The 18,739-nt window shown below is 50.5% G+C and carries 16 protein-coding genes and 1 tRNA gene; 7 read left to right on the forward strand and 10 right to left on the reverse strand.

Going from position 1 to position 18,739, the window contains the following annotated elements; all coding sequences use genetic code 11:
* Positions 1–19: 19 nt before the first annotated feature.
* Both B153_RS0122940 and B153_RS0122945 read left to right on the forward strand, forming a co-directional pair.
* Positions 20–1,624, forward strand: coding sequence for a SulP family inorganic anion transporter (locus tag B153_RS0122940; RefSeq protein ID WP_020599094.1), 1,605 nt, complete (start codon positions 20–22; stop codon positions 1,622–1,624).
* Positions 1,625–1,764: 140 nt separating this feature from the next.
* Entirely contained in the window at positions 1,765–3,186 is a 1,422-nt protein-coding gene (locus B153_RS0122945) for a glycoside hydrolase family 30 protein (protein ID WP_020599095.1), read from the forward strand.
* Positions 3,187–3,242: 56 nt separating this feature from the next.
* Here the strand turns inward: B153_RS0122945 and B153_RS0122950 are convergent, their stop codons facing one another.
* The gene (locus B153_RS0122950; protein ID WP_020599096.1) at positions 3,243–4,136 is read right to left on the reverse strand and encodes an oxygenase MpaB family protein; all 894 of its coding nucleotides are present in this window, start codon (positions 4,134–4,136) and stop codon (positions 3,243–3,245) included.
* A gap of 136 nt (positions 4,137–4,272) precedes the next feature.
* Here B153_RS0122950 and B153_RS38310 point away from each other — a divergent pair, with 136 nt between their 5' ends.
* Together B153_RS38310 and B153_RS0122960 are read left to right on the forward strand one after the other, a co-directional pair.
* Positions 4,273–4,422, forward strand: coding sequence for a hypothetical protein (locus tag B153_RS38310; protein ID WP_020599097.1), 150 nt, complete (start codon positions 4,273–4,275; stop codon positions 4,420–4,422).
* Positions 4,419–5,555, forward strand: a complete 1,137-nt coding sequence (locus B153_RS0122960) for a redoxin family protein (RefSeq protein ID WP_020599098.1) — start codon at positions 4,419–4,421, stop codon at positions 5,553–5,555. The genes B153_RS38310 and B153_RS0122960 overlap by 4 nt, the downstream gene beginning before the upstream one ends.
* A gap of 45 nt (positions 5,556–5,600) precedes the next feature.
* Here B153_RS0122960 and B153_RS0122965 read toward each other — a convergent pair whose 3' ends face one another.
* The 7 genes from B153_RS0122965 to B153_RS0122995 form a co-directional block, all read right to left on the reverse strand.
* On the reverse strand, positions 5,601–6,944 hold the full coding sequence (locus B153_RS0122965; RefSeq protein WP_020599099.1) for a Gfo/Idh/MocA family protein: 1,344 nt from the start codon (positions 6,942–6,944) through the stop codon (positions 5,601–5,603).
* A gap of 238 nt (positions 6,945–7,182) precedes the next feature.
* Positions 7,183–8,703, reverse strand: a complete 1,521-nt coding sequence (locus B153_RS0122970; RefSeq protein WP_020599100.1) for an FAD-dependent monooxygenase — start codon at positions 8,701–8,703, stop codon at positions 7,183–7,185.
* 62 nt (positions 8,704–8,765) lie between these two features.
* The gene (locus B153_RS0122975) at positions 8,766–9,584 is read right to left on the reverse strand and encodes a helix-turn-helix domain-containing protein (RefSeq protein ID WP_020599101.1); all 819 of its coding nucleotides are present in this window, start codon (positions 9,582–9,584) and stop codon (positions 8,766–8,768) included.
* A gap of 88 nt (positions 9,585–9,672) precedes the next feature.
* A tRNA-Val gene (locus tag B153_RS0122980) sits at positions 9,673–9,750 on the reverse strand.
* Between the two features lie 24 nt (positions 9,751–9,774).
* Positions 9,775–11,091: an MFS transporter gene (locus tag B153_RS0122985; RefSeq protein WP_020599102.1), complete on the reverse strand. Its 1,317-nt coding sequence runs from the start codon at positions 11,089–11,091 to the stop codon at positions 9,775–9,777.
* 59 nt (positions 11,092–11,150) lie between these two features.
* Positions 11,151–12,023, reverse strand: coding sequence for an alpha/beta fold hydrolase (locus B153_RS0122990; RefSeq protein ID WP_020599103.1), 873 nt, complete (start codon positions 12,021–12,023; stop codon positions 11,151–11,153).
* Positions 12,024–12,115: 92 nt separating this feature from the next.
* Positions 12,116–12,577, reverse strand: coding sequence for a hypothetical protein (locus B153_RS0122995; RefSeq protein WP_020599104.1), 462 nt, complete (start codon positions 12,575–12,577; stop codon positions 12,116–12,118).
* 119 nt (positions 12,578–12,696) lie between these two features.
* Between B153_RS0122995 and B153_RS0123000 the strand changes: the two genes are divergently transcribed.
* Positions 12,697–14,337, forward strand: a complete 1,641-nt coding sequence (locus tag B153_RS0123000) for a T9SS type A sorting domain-containing protein (protein WP_020599105.1) — start codon at positions 12,697–12,699, stop codon at positions 14,335–14,337.
* 74 nt (positions 14,338–14,411) lie between these two features.
* The gene (locus B153_RS0123005; RefSeq protein ID WP_020599106.1) at positions 14,412–16,448 is read left to right on the forward strand and encodes a thioredoxin domain-containing protein; all 2,037 of its coding nucleotides are present in this window, start codon (positions 14,412–14,414) and stop codon (positions 16,446–16,448) included.
* 144 nt (positions 16,449–16,592) lie between these two features.
* Here the strand turns inward: B153_RS0123005 and B153_RS0123010 are convergent, their stop codons facing one another.
* On the reverse strand, positions 16,593–17,015 hold the full coding sequence (locus B153_RS0123010; RefSeq protein WP_026262379.1) for a secondary thiamine-phosphate synthase enzyme YjbQ: 423 nt from the start codon (positions 17,013–17,015) through the stop codon (positions 16,593–16,595).
* Positions 17,016–17,139: 124 nt separating this feature from the next.
* Between B153_RS0123010 and B153_RS0123015 the strand changes: the two genes are divergently transcribed.
* Positions 17,140–17,973 carry a toxin-antitoxin system YwqK family antitoxin gene (locus tag B153_RS0123015; RefSeq protein WP_020599108.1) on the forward strand — a complete coding sequence of 278 codons (834 nt, stop codon included), beginning with the start codon at positions 17,140–17,142 and terminating at the stop codon, positions 17,971–17,973.
* A 9-nt stretch (positions 17,974–17,982) separates the two neighbouring features.
* On the opposite strand, the gene B153_RS0123020 is transcribed toward B153_RS0123015, so the two are convergent.
* Complete coding sequence (locus B153_RS0123020; protein ID WP_020599109.1) at positions 17,983–18,717, reverse strand: pirin family protein; 735 nt, start codon at positions 18,715–18,717, stop codon at positions 17,983–17,985.
* Positions 18,718–18,739 lie beyond the last annotated feature (22 nt).

The following is an 18,739-nucleotide window of genomic DNA, read 5'->3' on the forward strand; positions in this document are numbered from 1 at the left end:
CTGACTATTCCAACCTTTTATGCAACGCATAAGCCCGCTCCGAACCTTAACTCAGTATAAGTCTGCTTATTTACGTCACGATCTGCCTTCTGGCTTATCGGTTTTTCTGGTTGCCTTACCCTTATGTTTAGGCATTGCGCTGGCTTCGGGTGCGCCTTTATTTTCGGGGCTGGTAGCTGGCATGGTTGGTGGGATCGTCATTGGGCTGTTGTCAGGGTCAGAAGTCAGTGTGAGTGGCCCGGCGGCTGGTCTGGCGGTTATCGTTGCCGATGCCATTGCAAAAATAGGGTCTTACGAAGCATTTTTGGTGGCTGTTGTGCTGGCTGGTGTCATTCAGTTTACGCTCGGTCTGGTCAAAGCAGGCCGATTCAGTAGTTTCTTTCCCGATAGTGTGATCAAGGGCATGCTCGTGGCCATTGGCATTGTTATTATTCTGAAGCAGATTCCTCATGCGCTGGGCCGGGATAATGATTATGAAGGTGAATTTGAATTTCAGCAGTTGGCCGATGGCGAAAACACAATTTCGGAAATTTACCGGGCCATCGAAACGGCCAGCCCTGGCGCGGTCGTTATCAGTTTGATTTCATTGGTGTTTCTGATCGGCTGGGATAAACTGGTCGGGAAAAGTAGCCGGGCATTCCTTAAAAATTTCCCGTCGCCCTTATTCGTGGTCTGTGGAGGGGTTGCCCTTAATGAGTTCTATCGCGTTGCGATACCTGCGTGGTATCTGGGCGATACGGCCCATCAGCATATGGTGCAGATACCTACGATCAAGCCGGGACAGAGTCTGTTCGCCATTTTCGATTTTCCTGATTTCTCCATTTTGACCAATCCGCAGGTATATGGCATTGCGGCTACAATTGCGCTGGTGGCCAGCCTGGAAACCTTACTGAACCTCGAAGCCTCTGACCGGCTCGACCCCGCCAAGCGGATCTCCTCGCCCGATCAGGAACTGATTGCGCAGGGGTTTGGGAATATGCTGTCGGGAATGATTGGTGGATTGCCCGTAACGTCGGTGGTAGTTCGCACCTCGGCCAATGTGTATGGGGGAGCCAAAACCCGAATCTCTACGATTTTGCACGGGCTGTTTTTGCTGGTTGCGGTGTTTCTGGGCGGAGCCTTGCTCAACTTGATTCCGCTTTCGTGTCTGGCGGCCGTACTGATTATGGTTGGTTATAAATTAGCGAAACCAGCGATTTTCCAGAAAGTGTATCGCGATGGATGGAGCCAGTTCGTTCCGTTTATCGTGACGGTGGTAGGAATTATTTTTACCGACTTGCTCATCGGTATAGCGTTAGGCTCGGTAGTAGGGATTCTGTTTGTGTTGTACACGAATGTGCAGACCAGTTTCCGGGTAGATCGCGACGGGCGCAAAGTGACCATTGAGTTTGAGAAAGATTTGTACTTCCTCAGCAAACCCCAGTTGAAGGAAGCGCTGGGCGCATTGCAATCGGGTGATGAGGTGGTTATTGATGGTACCAATGCCCCTTTTATTGATCACGACATTTACAATATGCTTCAGGATTACAGCGAAATTGCCAAAGTGCAGGGCATCGGTTACGAGCTTCGAAATGTTGCGCTGAATCGCCGAAAGCGTCGACGAACGGTGAGTGTGGTCAGTTAAGTGTGTTCATACGGGCCGAAACGATGGAGAATTGACCGTTTTGTCGCTCTTCCCAAAGAGCGATGAGTAATTTACAGTCGAAATTCGTTTACCTTCGGTAGCAGCCAGTTGAATCAACAAGACCTGGCCGCACAATTTTCATGCATTCTCAAGTCAGGATCAGGGGTATTTTTTTCGTGATTTGGCTGCTGTCAGTCGGTAGCTATGGACAAAGTGTATCACGGAAGTCCACAAAAGCAGGGGCCATCGAGTTCTGGCTGACCGATCCAGGAAAGTCCGTTCTCTTTGTCAAGCAGCCTTCGGAAAGCGTTTTGGGTAGTAAAAAGACGGGGGCGACGATACATATTGATCCGACGCAGACGTACCAGACCATCGATGGCTTCGGCTACACCCTTACGGGAGGCAGTGCGCTGCTGCTCCATCAGATGAACCCCAGCGCCCGGGCCAATCTGCTGAAAGACTTGTTTTCGACGGCCGGGAAGGGCATTGGTACAAGTTATTTGCGAGTGAGCATTGGCGCATCGGACCTTGACGATCATGTGTTTTCGTACGATGATTTACCGGATGGTCAAACCGACCCAGGCCTAACAAAATTTAGTCTGGCTCCCGATCGCGATCATTTAATTCCCATTCTCAAAGAAATTCTGGCTATTAACCCGACGCTGAAAATTCTCGGTTCGCCGTGGTCGCCCCCCACCTGGATGAAAACCAACGGTAATTCGAAAGGGGGGAGCTTAAAAACAGATTATTATGATACCTATGCCCGCTATTTTGTAAAATACATTCAGGGCATGGCAAAAGAAGGAATATCGATCGATGCCATAACGATCCAAAACGAGCCCCTGCATCCGGGAAATAACCCCAGTATGCTTATGCTGCCCGCCGAACAGGCCATCTTCATCAAAAAAAGCCTCGGCCCTGCGTTTAAAGCGGCCAAAATTAAAACGAAGATTATCCTGTACGATCACAATGCCGATCGGCCCGATTATCCCATAACGATTCTGAACGACCCGGATGCCCGGAAATACGTCGATGGATCAGCCTTTCATCTGTATGCGGGTCCCATCAGCGCCTTGTCGGAAGTTCATAAGGCCTACCCCGACAAAAACCTCTATTTTACCGAACAATGGATTGGAGCCCCCGGCAATCTAAAAGGTGATCTGGTTTGGCATGTACGTGAACTGATTATTGGGGGGACTCGTAATTGGTGCCGGACGGTTTTACAGTGGAACCTCGCGGCCGATCCAAAACAGAATCCGCATACACCGGGCGGGTGTACGGAATGCCTCGGAGCCGTTACCATCGATGGCAATAAGGTGACGCGAAATCCAGCGTATTATAACGTGGCTATCGCTTCGAAATTTGTGCGGCCTGGTTCGGTTCGGATTGCTTCGGACGAGGTAAAAACGCTCCCCAACGTAGCTTTCAAAACCCCTGATGGTCGTACGGTGCTGATCGTGTTGAACGACAGTTCAGCCAACCAGCAGTTTACGGTTGACTCAGGAAGTAGCCAATTTAGCTCAAGTCTATCGGGTGGAGCTGTTGGAACTTATGTATGGTAAATCCAGGCACGATAGCCGGCTAACTTAAGACAGCGGTTTAACCGAAATCTGGCAGGTCAATTCGCTTTGTCGATCAGACTGGCTGGGCCGACGGCTTCAATCTCTGGTGCCCCGGCGGGGTAATACCGGAACGACGTATTCGAAATCAGGGCCGGATAAGGCTTAAACGTAATCCAGCGTAGGGACCAGCGTCGAAGCCTCAACGCACTCTTTACCAGAGTTATGAACCAGCCTGCAGGCCGCTCATAGCCAAAAGCCGTTCGTAGCTGGTCGGTGATCAGGGCTGCAAAAGTGGGTTGAACCATGCCCTGCAAAAAGCCAGGAAACCAGCCCTGTACAATTTTGACGGTGGCATTGGCAATAGTTCGGTTACTCTCCGTATACCGGAAATGACGGGCTTCATAGGTTTCCGACAACGTTTGCAGGTCGGTTAGCGTATCGGGTAGGTCAGTTAACTGCATGCGCCGACCCACTTCCCGAAAAAAGTAAAAAAGAGCCTGCTCTTCTGAGGGCGTCAGTTCCCGCCAGCCATAGCTTCGGAGCCAGTCAATGGGGTAGAAAATGAATGTGGCCAGCACAAACAGAAAATCGGCGTTGTCGATGCGGTAATGGCCGTGAATTTTATTCATGTGGGTAATGGCCCGTAATCCCTTTTCGCTGTCGTACCCTGATTCCAGGAACTCTGAAATCAGCCGACTGGTATCATCGTAGCGTTTTTGTCCGTGATGCTCAAACTCACCCGTACGGGCCAGTAGTCCTGATACCCGCGGACTGGCATACGTATGAAACAGGGCTAGTTCGAGGGCGCGGGCCATGTCGAAAGGAAATTCGTAAGCGGTTAGTAAGTGAACCATACGCTGGTGATCGCGGATGGGGTCGAGCGATTGCAGTTCCCGCCGTACCGCCGGATTGCGGAACAGCCCAAGTCGTTTTGTATACGGTTTAAACATAAAACGTTAAGTCGTAAGAATTTGCTGAACGAAGATAGCCATCGTTTGGGTATCGATGGATAAACCAGTTTAGCTTATAAGCCCAGTTCGTTGCCGCAAATACACACCCGGCGCTACAGTGTGGACAAACCTCCTGATGAACGAAGCAAAGGCTGGGGTAGTAGGTAAGTTTCTGACAATCAGTGATGAGTTTTGCCGGGTTGAATCCTTTAGCGAGGTAAGTACACTGGGAATCGACAACAAACCAGCTCCTATAAACCAACCTAAAACGCTAAACACCCTATGAAATCGTCTGCCTCATTCGTCTGCTTTCGAATCGTTTTTGCTGCCTTACTGCTAGTGGTTGTCACAAGTCGAAGTTTTGCGGATGGAGATGGGCCGCCCACGTTAGAAATAGGCGCTTCGGCTCCTGATTTTAGTCTGCCGGGGGTTGATGGAAAAACCTACACATTGAAAAGCTTTTCCAGCGCCAAAGTGCTGGTTATCGTTTTTACCTGTAATCATTGTCCAACGGCACAAGCGTACGAAGACCGACTAAAAACCATTACCTCCGATTACAAGAGCAAAGGGGTAGCGGTGGTGGCTATCTCGCCAAACTACCCGGCGGCCGTGTCGCTGGACGAAATGGGGTATACCGACATGGGGGATAGTTTTGCCGAGATGAAACTTCGGAGTAAAGACAAAAAATACAATTTTCCGTATTTGTTCGATGGCGAAACGGAGAAAACCTCCAGACGGTATGGCCCTGTGGCTACCCCTCATGCATTTGTGTTTGATGCGCAGCGAAAACTCCAGTATACGGGCCGTTTGGATGGCTCCGAAAAGCCGGGTTCGGCCAATGCAGAAGATATTCGAGCGGCTCTCGATGCCGTATTGACGGGCAAACCAGTGGCTGTTGCCAAAACCAAGACATTTGGCTGTTCCATAAAATGGATGGAAAAGAGTGACTGGGCTAAGAAAGCACCGTCGGTATGGGCCAAAGAATCTGTCGACCTGAGCCTGATCGGTGAAGATAGCCTGAAAGCGCTATTAGCCAACAAAACCGACAAAGTGAGGCTCATTAATGTATGGGCAACCTGGTGTGGCCCCTGCATCACCGAACTGCCTGAGTTTGTGAACATGAACCGGATGTACCGCAACCGGGAGTTTGAGTTTATCACCCTGAGTGCCGATGTGCCCGACAAGAAGGATAAAGCCCTGGCAACCCTGAAACGGCTGCAGGCATCCGGCAAAAATTACCTCTTCAACTCCACCGACAAATATAAGCTCATTGAGGCCCTCGATCCGCAGTGGCAGGGGGCATTGCCCTACACACTGCTGATTGAGCCCGGTGGCAAAGTGGTCTACCGACACCAGGGGAGTATCGACCCTGCCGAAATGAAGAAAAAGATTGTTGAACAAATAGGTCGCTATTACTGAGCGATGATTTGCGTAACGCGGACAGGCTGTCCGCGTTACAATCCATTACACCACGGGTAATTTCCAGCCGTTGTGATAATGTGCGTTCAGCAGCGCATTCGCCTGGGTATCGTTTTTGAAGCCCTTGGTATTGGGATCCCAATACACTTTACGGCCGGTTTTGTAGGCAATGTTGCCCATATGCGCGTTGATAGCGGCAATACTCCCCGTTTCTATCCCGCATTTTAGCATACCCGGATCGTTTGCTTTTATGGCCTGCACAAAGTTTTTGGTGTGTTCATTGAGGTAATCACCATTACGTGCCTGTTTGGGAATGTCTTCAACCTTGTACACTTTTATCCCATTCTTTGTTTCGGTTTCGGGCAATAACTCCCAGCCATCGCGGTTAAGTACCAGGGTAGCATTATTACCGATAAAGGCAATCCCTTCGGTACGACCATAGTTGCCGCCATCGATGCCCGTTGCATGTTCCCAGAGCATGTTGAAGCCATCATATTCGTACACCGCTTGTAAGGTGTCGGGTGTTTCGGAGGCATCGTCGGGATAAGCCAGTTTACCTCCCGAAGCCATGACGGATTTTGGCGCTTTGGCATTCATGGCGTAGAGGGCAATATCAATTTCGTGAACGCCCCAGTCGGTCATCAGGCCCCCGGCATAGTCCCAGAACCAGCGAAAATTAAAGTGAAATCGATTCGGATTGAACGGGCGTTTCGGAGCCGGGCCCAGCCACATATCGTAATCGACGCCTGCCGGTGGAGCACTGTCGGGTCGAACCGGAACCGGATTCATCCAGCCCTGATACGCCCATACTTTCACCAGTCGGATGTTACCCAGCTTGCCCGAGCGAATGTAGTCAATGGCTTTGGCATAGTGCGAGCCACTCCGTTGCCATTGCCCAATCTGTACAAGCTTACTGGATTTTTTGGCCGCTCCGAGCATCAGATTACACTCTTCAATGCTGTTGGCCAGGGGTTTTTCGCAGTATACATGTTTGCCCGCCGATAAGGAGTCGATCATGGCCATACAGTGCCAGTGATCGGGTGTACCGATGATTACGGCATCGAGGTCTTTATTCTCCAGCATCTTCCGGTAGTCTTTGAACAACTGCGGACGTTTGTGCTGCATGGTTTCGACATCGGCCGCCCGTTTGTCGAGCACACTCTGGTCCACATCGGCCATAGCTATACATTCGACATCGCTCTGGAGTAAATGCGACCGCAGATCAGACCAGCCCATGCCATTGCAACCGATCACACCGATCTGGAGTTTTTCGTTTGCAGCAACCCGGTGTCGCTGATTGGCAATGGCTTCAACCGATGGGAGACTAATCAGTCCCGCTCCCGTAGCAGCGGCTGATTTTCGTAAAAAACTACGGCGAGTCGTTTTCATAGGTTTTTCAGGATTAAGGATCAAATTGATTGATTTACGCATAAAAGCAGTGGAAAACCGTTACCTAATCACCTGAAAACGATGTATTCACAAACAAACGGCGAAAGAATTGATTAAAGGCAGGTGGAGAGAGAGATGAGCGCTTTTTGGGCGACGTAATCTTGTTGGTAGATTACATCTGCTGTTTGATTAATTTCTGGGTATAAGCCCATAAAATACCAGAACCGATAAACGCATCTCAGACAAACCAATTGTGCAGGGCAGTAAGGAGTTCGTACGACTCCCGCGCGTTGCTGGAAGCCCAGGCTACCACCCCATCGGGGCGTACCAGCACAGCCTTTATACCCAACTGGTCGTTTGCCCGGCCCGATAGGTACTTTATGGAGTTACTGTACGCACTGGCCAACGTTTTGAGGGAGCCTACCCCCTCGAAATCAAGCAGTATACCCAGGCCGTCGTGCATCAATTCACCAAGTGTTGATCCGTTTTCGAAGACAAAGTTGGGTACGCTGTGGCCTACCAGCGGATGATTGCCCCCCAGATCATAGTGGGTGTTCACCCCCCACACTCGTGCTGCCATATAGGTGGCTACATCACGAGTATTCATCAGGTCACGGAAAATAGCATGGAGCGCGCGGGATTGTGGGTCGGGATTCATGATGGCTACCTGAGCGCGTGACCAGTCCAGAACTTGTGCGCCAATGGGGTGCCGTTCGGTTTGGTAACTGTCCAGCAAGCCTTCGGGGGCTCTGTTTTGGAGGGTTGCCGCCAGTTTCCAGCCTAGATTCATGGCATCGCCCAGTCCAAGATTAAGCCCCTGGCCTCCCAGTGGAGAGTGAATATGTGCGGCATCACCAGCCACTAATACCCGGCCGTTTCGATACGCTGTAGCCTGCCGCGCCCGGTCCGTCCAGGTGGTTGCTCTGTGCAGGACGTTTATCGTAACGTCGGTATTCGAGACTCGGCGGAGTACGGCCTGTACATGGTCAAGCGTGATGGGTTTACCGGAATCATGATAGGCGCCCCCATCAAAGTCCTGAATCATCACGTAGCCGGACTGCGATTGCAGGTACATACCCGTTGGGGTAAGGTTTCGGCCCGGTTTTAGCGTTTCAGGATTGGTCAGGTCGATCTGAGTGGTATACCCCGTAAAGTTGGGTTCGGTACCCGCGAAGTCAAAACCGCCCACTTTCCGTACGATACTACGGCTACCGTCGCAACCCACCAGCCATTTGCCATGGAAAGACTGGCCATTGGACAGGACGGTTACTCCATGTTCGGTTTGATGGAAGTTCGTGACGGAAACTCCTCGCCTGATTTCTACCCCCAGCGTTGCGGCCCGGTGGGTCAGTACCGTTTCAAGTTCTTCAATCTCAGAAAGTAAACTGGTTGGGGGAGAGCCTGGCAAACGGTAGGTCCAGTGGGAAGTGTCAATATCACCCTCATGAAATGGAATACCCGCGAAATGCCCTACCTGACGACGGGTGCCTTGTCCGGCATGTTGGTGAGGGTTTTTAAGGCGTTTGTGGAGGGTAAGCTCATGCAGTAAGCCACGGCGGTAAAGGGCTTCAAGGCTCGGTGCCGATAGGCCCCGTATTCCGAAAGGTTGTTGCTTCAGAGGGGAGGAGGGATTTTCGGCCTTTTCCAGTATCAGAACTGAGCAATTGGCCAGGGCTAACTCGCAGGCAAGGAATAGGCCTACCGGGCCTGCGCCGGATATAATGACGTCGTATTCAGCGACTTTGTGTATCGAATTCATGCGTTCAGCTACCTCGTTTATCGAGGGTATTTGTAGGCACAAAATTCGGATGCGTGCTCTTGTTAGGCTTGTATAAATGCGACAAAATCAGCGTTAAGGGCTTGTTTGTCTTTCCGGGCTTTTCGCGCGAATGCGGCTGGGGTGGTTCCACTGTAGCGCTTGAATTCCCGGCTTAAATGGGATTGATCGGTATACCCCAGCTCATGTGCCAGACCTGCTAAGCTGGCACTTGGATTAGTCCACAGGTGGTTTCGGACCTGCTCAAAACGGATCAGACCCGATACATCTTTGACCGCATACCCCGATGATTGTTTGAACTTTCGTTCTAACGTGCGAACTGTTGCATGCGCGGCTTCGGCTACCTGGCTTACGGGTAGCGTGCCGTTGGCGGCTCGCATAGCCGACCCTGCTTTAGATAGTACGCGATCGGTGGCCATACCCACTCGGGCATTTAGAAAATAGTATTTTATAAGATCCAGTGCATTGTCTAACTTACCTGCCTGAATCAACGGGGCCAGTGTCGATTGAAGTTGAGCAATTGGGTGGTCAAAAATTTGCACCCCGTTTTTGCTGGCAGGCAGGCTAAGTAAATCGAATACGGTCCAGGGAAAGCACCGGATGCCTATGATTTCCAGACGGTCCTTCGCATAAAACACAGCAGGTTGATTGAGTAAACCTACCATAAACGGTGAGGGCAATCGGAGTAGGCTTCCATTGGCTGAAAGGCTGCAACCACTTCCGAAATAGAAGATGAGTTCGGCGTAACCATCCGGTACTACCCTAAACCCAGATAGCTGCTCGCCAAAGTCTCTTTGGTTGTACCAAAAGCATTTTATCGTATCACGCAGCGCTTCGGGCGGTTCAAATTCCAGATGTTGCATACTGAAAGGTACTGGATTTAATGAAACCTATAGCCAATAAAAAAAGAGGCATTTCAGGACTAAGACTGAATGATGCCTCTTTTTTTATTGGTAGGAAGTAGCGGGCTCGAACCGCTGACCTCTGCTCTGTCAAAGCAGCGCTCTGAACCAACTGAGCTAACCTCCTTTGCGCCCTTTCGGGGTTGCAAACTTACGAAACTTCTTCTGTTTCCAAACGGGCGTGGTAAATTTTTTGTGAGGGGATTCGCCATAAAAGCAAAAAACCGACAACAAACAGGACCAGCAGCGCTAATACACTATTCCGCATACTGCCTGTAATCTGTTCAATCAGGCCATACACCAGCGTTCCTAATACAATGGAGGTTTTCTCGGTCACATCATAGAAGCTAAAGTACGAAGCCGTGTCGGTGGTGGCCGGGATCAGTTTGGAATACGTGGAGCGAGACAGCGACTGAATGCCGCCCATCACCAGCCCCACTACGCCTGCCAGAATAAAAAACTGCGATTCGGTCTGGACAAAATAAGCCGCAGCGCAAATACCTATCCAGATAACAACGGCAGTCATGAGGGAGTACGTATTCCCGATGCGTTCAGAAAGCCGAGAAAAACCATAGGCACCCGGAATGGCAACCAGTTGAATGAGCAGTATGGTTATAATCAGGCTTTGGCCCGGAAGTTTTAGCTCGTCGCTTCCGAAAATCGTGGCTACATACATGACAGTCTGAACGGCCATGTTGTACACAAAAAACGAAACGAGGAAGCGTTTAGCTAGTGGTAGCTCCTGGAGTTCGGCCCACACATGGCGCAGTTCTTTAAAACCGTTCAGCAAGTAATTTCCGGTTTTTGCGGCAGTTTTTTTAGTCCCATCGGGCAATCGGCTGAACGGGATCTGGGCAAAACCAATCCACCACAATCCAACCGTCAGGAAGGCAATTCGGGAGGCCATGCCTTCGGAAATGTTGCCGAACCATTCGCGTTTCAGGATCACCAGCAGGTTAACGATCATCAGGAGCACACTACCCAGGTATCCCATTGAAAACCCTCGGGCGCTCACCCGGTCGTACTGATCTTCGGTCGCGATATCGGGCAGGTAGGAGTTATAAAATACGATACTGCCACTCCAGCCAATCAGGCTGAGCCAGAAGCAGATAACGGCAAAGGTGGTTGTTTCCCGGACAAAGAAGTACAGGAGGCTACAACTAATGGCTCCTGTGTAGCAGAATACCTTCATAAAGGCTTTTTTTCGTCCGCTATAGTCAGCAACAGCCGTGCAAATAGGGGAAAGAAGCGCAGTGAACAGAAATGCAGCCGAAATGGTATACGAAAACAGAACCGAGTTTTTGATCGAGATACCCAGAAAATTAATGATAGGACCACCCGTCTCGTTGAGTGCAGTGGCCGAGAAATAAACCGGGAAGATACTGGATACAATAACCAGCGAATGTACCGAATTGGCCCAGTCGTAAAATGTCCAGGCCGTGAGAATACGAGGGATGTTTTTAGACATAAAGAGCGAAAGAGCGAAAGAGTGAAAGAGCGAAAGTTTTTCGAAGGTAATTCGCTCTTTCACTCTTTCGCTCTTTCACTCTTTAAAAAATTTACCACTGCCTTCGTGAAAGCGTGATTTGAGTCGCCAGCGACCATATGGCCTGCTTCGGCAACGTTTACGCTCTGAACATGGGGTACGGAATCCAGAAACTCGGCCATGATTTTTTCGCTCACTACATCACTCATGCCACCACGTACAATAAGCGTAGGAACGGTAAGGGCATGGGCAGCCCGGTAAAGTCGTTCTTCATTCTGCGTTTTCTGATCAGGACTTGAATTTTGCTTCCATAGGGCCAGCATATTGGGGTCCCAATGCCAGTAGTATCGCCATTCGCCAGTTGGGCTTTGGCGCAAACGCAGGTTTTTTTCCAGTCGGGTGTGGTCAGTAGGGCGGGGGCGATGGGGCAGATAAGCCGCAACTGCTTCGGCAGCTTCGTCGAGGGTGGTAAACCCGTCGAGATTACCACTCATGAACGCAAAGATTCGCTCAATCCCTTTCTGTTCGGTTCGGGGAGCAATGTCGACCAGAACAATGGCGGTACAGATGGATTCAGTACCGGGCTTACGTTCTCCTTCAGCAATCAGGGCGGTCATCCCACCCATCGATGCACCGACAATGGCGGGCTTTCTGGCAAGCTGAGCTGCTATAGCACGCAAATCGGCCGCCAGATATTCAATCCCATACTGCCCTTCAGCCGACCAGTCGCTGTCGCCATGGCCCCGCGCATCGAGTGCAAGGGCAAAGAAACCCGCATCGGCCAGCCATTGCCCCGTATCGCCCCACGAATGGCGCGTTTGTCCACCTCCATGAAGCAGTAAAACGGGTGGGTTGGCCGGATTTCCATACGCATCAGCCGCGATAGTAAAACCAGGTTCGGTTTCGAATTTCATAAAACGACTTAGTGAACGAGTGAATGGGTGAACGAGCGAAAAACTAATACTAGCTATTTTTCGCTCGTTCACCCATTCACTCGTTCGCACAGTTAGAGGGACGGGTCAAACTCCAGGTTTATGTCGGCGTCTTTTCCATCGACGGGCGCACGCTGGCGAAGGATGAGTTTGCTTTTGGTAAGCTGGATAATCGGGAAGTTGCCACTGAATCCCGATACGACAACGTCGAGCGACTTGTTGTCGGAGGCCAGTTTCCAGGTGCCGTTGTTGATAACCAGATTCGATTGTTTAGGATCAAGAGCCCGCACCGTCCCATTGTTCCGAAACTGCATATTCAGATCATACAATATCTGTGTGGCCAGATTCAGGCGGCTTTTGTTGATTTCCTGACTGTTTGTATCGGTTACCCGTACGGTTCGCCAGTTATTGGCAATCAACAGATCGGTTTGTGAAGCGGTTGTAACAACAGGCGTTGTACCATCGTCTTTTTTGCAACCCGCCAGGGTACTTAAAAGGACCGTACACACAAGGAGAAATCGGGTCGTATGCTTCATTCGGTAAAATTGATTTGTCGGATCGTTTCTGATTAATAACGGCAAACGCTGGCGTATCGTTTATGAACCGGGACACGTTGCGCCCTTAAAATTCTGTAGTTTTGCCCAAATTTCAAGCAATGCGGCTTCCATTTGGTTTTTTTCTGATCGGATTCTGGCTAACCGGGCAAGTCCGGGTAATGGCTCAGCAACAGTGTGCTGAACGGCTGTCGTTTATACCCGTCAGTCAGTCAAACCTGATCGAATGGAGTAAATTCCCTGACTTCAGCCTGCCATTTTCAATTATTTATGGGGGTCCCCGATTTGGCGATGCACAGGCCAGTCCGTTACGGCATGGATTTAGTCATCTGGTCGATGTAAAAGATTCGGAATATGGTTCATTGGTGAAACCAACCCAACGAGCTACGGTTTACTACGGCGTGGCAACGGGCCTAAACCAGCCCTGGGAAACGATTGAAAGTCCCTGGGGAAACGACCTGACGGCCTACCGGGCCAAGTGGGATGCTTATTTATCGGGCCTTTCGGGTGGACAAAAAAATAGCGCAGGTTTGTACCTACTTCCGGTTAATCGGCTGGCTATGGATATTGAGCGATTCAAGGAAACGAATACCCGCATTCTTTCGCTCAAATCGGATACCCGCATACCCGCTACTTACCGGGCCTTGACGGATGCCGATTTCATTGCGGCTTACAAAAAGGCGATGCGGAACCTGTATGCTGAAAGTGCCCGATACATCCGTCAGCATGCCGACCTTTCGGGGGTTAGTGTTACCAGCTATGCCGATACGCCCGTTCTGAACACCTATGTGAATGTGCCGACATTTAGCTGGACCGATTGGAAAACGAACCTGAGCCTAACCAACTACATCGTTCAGGATTCGACACTTAGCCGAATCGGTGGACCTTATTACGACCAACTGGATGCACTGGCTCCCTCGGCGTATTATTATTACGACTACCCAAACCCATTTGCGCAGGATTATCTGGCGTATCTGCTCTTTCAGGTGGAAGTAAACCGGGCCTGGAGTACAAAGCCTGTAGTGCCCTGGGTATGGATGCGGTATCACGATAGCTCCAATAGCGCCTTTCAGTTTATTCAGCCTTTTATGGCCGAAGCAACCGCTATTTTCCCGTTCTTTTCGGGAGCGGCTGGGTTATGGCTTTGGGAAAACCCAACCTTTGCGTCGACCCGTACCGATACGTATGCGGCTTATGAACATTTTATTCATGGCCTCTACCGGCTGTCGCGTTTTGCGGATATGTTTCAGGGAACGTATGAATTGGTGATCGAGACGTCTGCCCGTGACCTGATGGATAAACAACTTCCGGTTTGGCGGGGTGTCGTAAAAGGAAACCAGATTCTGATAGCGGCCCAGAATCCATACGCGACCGATGGCGCTAAAACCAGCCTGACGGTTAGCTACAAATCCTGGCGTCAGTCTATAGAACTGACCGGGCGGGAGGTATATTTATGCCGTTTTGATATGGGTGCGGTTACAGGAATCGAACCTACACTGCCACCATTTTCGGTATCGCCAAACCCCACCCAGACCGATCTGACCGTCTCGTTCGAACGCTTGCCCGCTGGTTCAACAGAGCTGGTGTTACTGAACACAACAGGCCAATCTGTCGTTAAACAGCCAGTTAACAGTGTTAGGGAGACGTTGAATGTCGGCAGTTTGCCCAATGGGGTATACATACTTCGTATTCAGAATACCAACACAAGTCAGACGAAAAAGATTGTCATTCATGGTCATTAACCAGTCAGTTGCTCCGCGTTTTTTGACTAATCAATGGCCACTATTTGACGCGCAGCAAATGACCCACACGTACGATGCCTAATCAACTCCAATACGAAACCAGCCCTTACCTGCTTCAACATGCCCACAATCCGGTCGATTGGTATCCGTGGGGTGACGAAGCCCTTACCAAAGCGATCGAAGAAAACAAGCCCATTCTGGTCAGCATCGGGTATTCGGCCTGTCACTGGTGCCATGTTATGGAGCGTGAATCCTTTGAGAAAGAATCGGTAGCGCAGGTTATGAACGACCATTTTGTTTGTATTAAAGTGGATCGGGAAGAACGGCCGGATGTCGACGCTATTTACATGGATGCGGTGCAGGCTATGGGCGTGCAGGGCGGATGGCCCCTCAATGTCTTTCTGATGCCTGATGCCAAACCCTTTTACGGGGTCACGTATCTGCCGACCCGAAACTGGGTCAACCTGCTGGATAGTATTCGACAGGCTTTTCAGGATCATCGGGACGATCTGGCAAAATCGGCCGAAGGATTCGCCACCGAATTGAATTTATCCGATGCCGAGCGATATGGATTGAAGCCTGCCGATCCACTTTTTTCTGCCGAACTTCTGGAGGTTCTGTATCGAAAAGTGGCCGTAAAAGCCGATGATGAAAAAGGCGGAATGCGTCGTGCCCCAAAGTTTCCGATGCCCAGTATCTGGCGATTTCTGCTGCGGTATTACGACGCTACTGGCAACGATGCGGCCTTGCATCAGGTACGGTTGACCCTCGACCGGATGGCGCTGGGGGGCATTTACGATCAGCTTGGTGGCGGATTTGCCCGGTATTCGACGGATGGAGATTGGTTTGCCCCTCATTTCGAGAAAATGCTGTACGACAATGGGCAACTGCTGGCTTTGTATGCTGAAGCCTACAGCCTGACCAAAAGTCCGTTGTATAAACAGGTTGTATATCAGACCATCAGCTTTGCCCAGCGCGAATTGCTAAGTCAGGAAGGAGGCTTCTATTCAGCGCTCGATGCCGACAGCGAAGGCGTGGAAGGTAAGTTTTACACCTTCAATACCCCCGAGCTGAAAGAGATACTAGGGGATGAATATGGCTGGTTTGCTGACTTATACAATCTGACCGAGGCCGGAAACTGGGAACACGGGCGTAACATTCTCCATCGTACCGAAACCGACGAATCGTTTGCCGACCGAATGGGCTGGGCATTGCCCGATCTGGAATTGCGTCTGGCCGCTACCCATACCCGTTTGTGGCGGGTGCGTGAAGAACGGATACGCCCCGGTCTGGACGATAAAATGCTGGCATCCTGGAACGGGCTCATGCTAAAGGGACTGGCAACGGCTTACCGGGTTTTTGCCGAGCCCGAGTTTCTGACCCTGGCGATCCGGCTGGCGTTTTTCCTGCTCAAAAAAATGCGGGATACCCGAAATGGTCGTCTGTGGCATACCTATAAGCTGGGTCGTGCCCGGCAGGCGGGTTTTCTGGAAGACTATGCCGCCGTTATCGATGGTTTACTGGCCCTGTATCAGGCTACGTTCACCGAAAGCTGGCTGATGGAGGCTGATCAGTTGATGCAGTATGTGCTGGCGAATTTTTCGGATTCAGGTTCAGCCGGAACGGAGCCAGACCCGATGTTTTTCTTTACCGATAAAAATGGCGAAGAACTCATTGCCCGCCGAAAGGAACTGTTCGACAATGTGATCCCTTCTTCCAACTCGATGATGGTCGAAAATCTCTACGCCTTAAGTTTGCTGCTCGAACGGCCAGATTATGCCGAGCGGGGCGATCAGATGTTGGGCAGGGTACAGCCGTTGGTGCAGCAAAATGCGGATTACCTCACCAACTGGGCGTCTCAATTTGCACTGCGGGTCCGACCAACGGCCGAAATCGCGGTAGTAGGCCCTGAAGCCGACACCTATCGGGAAGCGTTGGATGCCGAATTTTATCCGAATAAGGTGATTTGTGGGACAGTCGATACAAGCACCCTGCCTTTGCTGGAGCACCGTGTACCCATTGATGGCAAGACGGCTGTGTACGTTTGCTACAACCGGGCCTGCCAACTGCCCGTTACCCGTGTGGCTGACGTTTGGAAACTTTTGCGCTAAAATGATTGATAAAGAAGCCGTTAGCCACGTGGGTTTGTGTGCGATCAGGACGTCGAAAGAGAAAGTGAAGGCCGAAGGGTAGACACCTGCGCAGGTGAATGAAGTAATAGATCGATCAAACGGGAATGACCCTGAACGGTTCTCCTACTCGCCCCAGGCCGTCAATACCAGCGTTCGGCGACCTCCGTTGTTGCGGTGTTCACCCAAATAAATTCCCTGCCAGGTACCCAGATTCAGACGGCCATTGCTAATGGGAACTGTAACGGAATGACCAAGCATAGCGGCTTTCAGATGGGCAGGCATATCATCCGATCCTTCGTAATCGTGTTGGAAGTAGGGCTCATTTTCCGGAACGGCTTTGTTGAAGAATCGTTCGAAATCCCCACGTACTGTCGGGTCAGCGTTTTCGTTAATGGTCAGGCTGGCCGAAGTGTGTTGAATGAACACATGCAAGATACCCATACGAATCGTTTGTAGAGCGGCAAACTCCCGTTCGATTATACGCGTTATAAGATGAAATCCCCGTGAATAGGCGGGTAGGTGAACCGTGTGCTGAAAAACGGGCATGATGCGATGGATGGTAAGGTGCCGATACGGAAAATTAACGAACATTTAAACCCATCGGTTTCTGCAATCATTAAATTCGGTCCAAAGACTACTTGAGATATAGTTGGAGCAAATGATATGGGGAATGAATACCTTTTTACTAGTATTGATGGGCCTGATCTTTTTACCGGGGTACGTTCGGGCACAGGCCGATTCGGTTCAACGTTCGTCTGGCTCGGCCATACGACGGGTTCATCCCGAATACGATGAAGAAATCGTTTATTTTGGAAAGCATAATCAGTATTTTACCGTAAAAGTTTTCCGAAAAAACGGTGTGTTGTTTCGGATGGATACGTACAACGTGCTGCCTAAAACCCTCTCGAATGGTTTTCAACTGGATAGCCTGAGCCGGATCATTCATCATGGTACAACGAAAATAATGTATCCTTCGGGGCAGGTCTATGTGAGTTGCGAATACAAGGAAGGGGCGTTGCACGGGCCGTTTATGGCATTTTATGAGGATGGGGCCATCAAACGTCGGGAATACTATCGGTATGGGCGATTGTCGAAAAGCCAATGTTATACGGCCGATGGGACCGCACAGCGGTGTGAACCCTTTTATCAGCCAACCAAATTTCTGGGCAATCCCAGGGAACTGGAAATGTATTTGACGAAAAAACTGGAATCGGTCGTCGATGGGGAGCGAATCCGGCGGGTAACGGCAACGCTTTCGATCAACGAAATCGGTCAGGTCGTTCGGGTAACGGTAGCCGTGAGCACATCGCCGTTTGCCGAACAGCAGGTACAGGCCGTGGGCAGCTATGTACAGCAGGTGATACGGAATATGCCCGAATGGACGCCCGATAAAATGAACTGGAAACCAGCCATCAACGACGGAGTCGCCACGACTTCGACCTGTGTACTATCAGTATTTCGAATCTCAGGGCAGATTCGTTGTTACGTGTCCTACCCATTGTAAGCCCATTTCTCAGGTTAGCGGTACATCCAGCAAGAGGAGCATGGCGTCGTTCGATAAGGCTTCAAACTCAACTTCTCCGTTTTGAATAGCCAGTAGGGCAAGACCGTCGCGTTCATGCAGGAGCCGATTTTGTACTTCAAAGGCCCCTTGCAAAACAAAGACAAATACGCCTGTTGCCACCCCCTTATCCCTGCCTGAATATATGGGATAGATGCCTTCCTGGCGCCCTTCATAACGACCCATGAAGGCGCGGGAAGCCGTATTTCCAAAGGATGCATCGTCGGCAAGATCAAAAACGGGGAATAGCTTGTTTTTTATCTGAAAATCAAACGAATTGATTTGCTGGGCCACCTTAAACTTGTCTGACGAGTTTATGAGCCAGATCGCTAGGTAGTTGATCGTTTCGGTATCGTACGGGTTACTGACTTCGTAGGTCATACCAGAAGTCAGTGAAAGAATCAGTACCTGGCCTGCTTCCAGAAAGCCTTTCCCCGCGTCACTTTTATACCCAAGGCCACCAACCAGCGGTAGGATTACTACGTTGGTACTACGCTCAACCTGCATACAAACCCGATGTCCCGCCATCAGGACATCGTCGTTCAGGACCTGTAAAGCACCAAACGGTTCTCGACCTTCTGCTTGGTAGCTGCCAAAGTTGAAGCCATGATAACTCCTGAAAAAATCCAGTTGGGAGCAACCATGCTGATCCGACAAATAGATTTGGGCTTGTGTTTGTGTGTCCATAAACGAGGAGGCTAGTGCCGGA

It is taken from the genome of Spirosoma panaciterrae DSM 21099, assembly GCF_000374025.1.
Taxonomy (GTDB): domain Bacteria; phylum Bacteroidota; class Bacteroidia; order Cytophagales; family Spirosomataceae; genus Spirosoma; species Spirosoma panaciterrae.